The sequence below is a fragment of the Coprococcus intestinihominis genome, assembly GCF_040096555.1.
Classification (GTDB): domain Bacteria; phylum Bacillota; class Clostridia; order Lachnospirales; family Lachnospiraceae; genus Coprococcus_A; species Coprococcus_A intestinihominis.
The window spans coordinates 1-2,622 of sequence record NZ_JBBMEK010000355.1 but is presented as its reverse complement, the minus strand read 5'-3'; the positions used below and the strand labels follow the sequence as shown (position 1 = coordinate 2,622).

The window sequence follows — 2,622 nt, the reverse complement described above, 5'->3', positions numbered from 1 at the left end:
TGCATAGATAAGAAAACAGAGTATCTGGAACGCATCAATGAGCAGGAAACTTATATTTTGTTTCTGCGTAAGACAGAACAGCCGGACAAACCGTATTATACATTAGAAGTAGAGCCGGGCGGAGTAATACGACAGAAACGGACAGAATATGACAGGCAGAATAAGGATATTGAAGAGGCGTCTGAATTCTTAAAAGAGTGGCAGAGAGAAATACAGAAAAGGATTACAGCAAGTGATAAAAAACTGGCAGACAAGAGCAGGCAGCTTCGCATAGAATCTTATGCTGAGATGCGCAAAAAGAAAGTAAAAATCAATGGCGGGTTGTTTCAGGGAAAATATCTGGCAGATGTATTGGAAGCAGATCTTATGGAAATGCCGGATACCATTGAACATGCAGCGTAATTGGAAAAGGAGGACCATGAATAATAAAGTAGATATGACAGGAAAAGAGCAGCTTCAGAAACTGTGGAAAGAAAGGAAAAATATGCGACAGGTAATCCATAGTGCTGTCAAAAATTCTAAGACCGGAAAGCTTTCTTACGAGATGCTGTTTCAGGAGTTAATGTTGCGATACGGAAACGTATCTGGTAAGAGTGGTGAAAATGTGATTTTGAAAGGCATTTTGGACAATCTGTTATGGCATATGATTGGTGATAAAGAGCTTTGCGAGCAAATTACAGAACATGGAATTTTATATAGTTGTCCGGAATGTGATACACAAATGACGGAGGAAAATGCCGCATAGAAAGAAGGGGTTATATGAGTAAAAAGGAAAGTATGTTGTTTGAGCTGATGGAAACCTGCAATTTTCGTGATGTGTTTGAGCATTACTCAGAAGCACCGGATTCTTTACAGTCAGGGAAACATCCGGACGCCCAAATAGGACATATTCGTGCATACTGGAATGAAGACGGATGGCATGGTAACTATTTTCCTTGTAGAGGTGAGCTTTGGACGAAAGCATTTAACCGGGAATCACAGGACATTTATCGCTGTCTGGTGACACAGTTTTATAATCTGGAAATATTAAGAGAATTTTGTAAGGGACATCCATCTTCGCATGTGGGTGAAAATGAGTATAATTTTTTTATGAATGGCCGCACAGCAGACTACTGGATTAGATTTATAACAAGGGAGAATGATTATAACCTGTACCTAAAAGGATATAAGAAAAACTGTCAGCATACATAAAGCTACGGAAATATGATGAGACGTAAAAAGGAAAGATAAAATTCTTTCCTTTTTACGCAAAGTAGCAAAGGTGGAAACGCAAGGGAGGAAAGGATGGGAGAATTTGACAGGATTATAGAATTTGCAATAAGAACAGATGTAGAACTATATACAGCAATGCCTACAGGCTGGAGAAAGATTACCGGTTCAATGACTGCACCACGTGGGAGTACTTGGATTTACAATGGAAAATCATATTTTTCAGGGCAAAGGAAAACAGCGCTTTTGGTAGAAAAAGAATGTTTGAAATAGGATTTTAAAATGAGGTGGATAGTATTGAAGAAAACGGAAGGATATTTTCAGCAGTCAAACGGTCAGCTTACTCTGTTCCAGCCGGATTTCATTCGGGATGCTGATTGTACCAAAGAGACTCCGGTTATATATGGAAAATCGGATATTCCGATCTATGGAATGGGTAAAAGAATTTGTCCAAGGGTTTCTGGAAGAAAAGACACAGAGTATATGAAAAAGATCTATCTTGAAGAATTACTGCCTTTGGAAATGTATGATTTGGTTATAGTTTTAATATCTGGTGGTAAGGACAGCATTGCCTGTTATTACAAGCTATTGGAGTTAGGCGTACCAAAATCCAAAATCGAGTTTTGGCATCATGATATAGACGGTGGACACCCTTCACGAACTATGGATTGGAGATGTACTGCAAATTATATACGCTCATTTGCAGAAGCAGAACAGATTCCACTTCGGGTATCCTGGAGGAAAAACGGATTTTTCGGAGAACTGTATCGTATTGGGACATCAGAATTAATTGAATGGGTAGATCCAGAGACAGGGGAAATTTATCAATGTCCTCCGTCAAAAAAGTATATGGAATGTCAAAAGTTAAAAGCGGCAGCAATATCAGAAATGGAAAATAAACTGGCGGAATTTGGTTATCGAATGAAATTTCCAATGAAAAGTGGAGATTTGAGCCGGCGTTGGTGTTCTGCTTATCTAAAAATCATGGTAGCGGATACCGTTTTGCGAAACATGAACAGTGTGGCTGCTAATTTAACAAAGACACGAAAGGATATAAAATTATTAATTGTATCGGGGGAAAGACGTGGTGAATCCGTAGGGAGAAGCAAATATAATGAAATAGAAATTCACCGTACCAATGCAGTTTACAAACACCACCGTACTGTACACCAATGGCGTCCGGTTATTGATTACAGTGAAAGAGATATTTGGGAAGTGCTGAAGCGGCATAAAGTAAACCCACATCCTTGTTACCGGGCAGGTTGGAACCGCTGTAGTTGTGCAATGTGTATTTTTTCTACTCCCCGATTATTTGCAGGAATCAGGGAACTGTATCCGAAAGAATATGCTCTTTTATGCCAGGACGAAAAAATTCTTGGATTTACGCTGGATAACCATTGCGATTTGGAAACT

Annotated in this window: 4 protein-coding genes and 1 pseudogene; all 5 read left to right on the top strand. The window is 39.2% G+C overall.

What is annotated here, in order from left to right; genetic code table 11:
- Positions 1-402, top strand: a pseudogene (locus tag WMO25_RS17045) (PcfJ domain-containing protein); the annotation flags it as partial.
- Positions 403-418: 16 nt separating this feature from the next.
- Positions 419-745, top strand: a complete 327-nt coding sequence (locus tag WMO25_RS17040; protein ID WP_144123998.1) for a hypothetical protein — start codon at positions 419-421, stop codon at positions 743-745.
- Between the two features lie 14 nt (positions 746-759).
- On the top strand, positions 760-1,191 hold the full coding sequence (locus WMO25_RS17035; RefSeq protein ID WP_144123995.1) for a hypothetical protein: 432 nt from the start codon (positions 760-762) through the stop codon (positions 1,189-1,191).
- A 93-nt stretch (positions 1,192-1,284) separates the two neighbouring features.
- Positions 1,285-1,482 (top strand): hypothetical protein, encoded by a 198-nt coding sequence (locus tag WMO25_RS17030; RefSeq protein ID WP_073962192.1) that lies wholly within the window; start codon positions 1,285-1,287, stop codon positions 1,480-1,482.
- Between the two features lie 159 nt (positions 1,483-1,641).
- The coding region (locus WMO25_RS17025) for a phosphoadenosine phosphosulfate reductase domain-containing protein (protein WP_349086356.1) at positions 1,642-2,622 on the top strand (981 nt) is incomplete at its 3' end.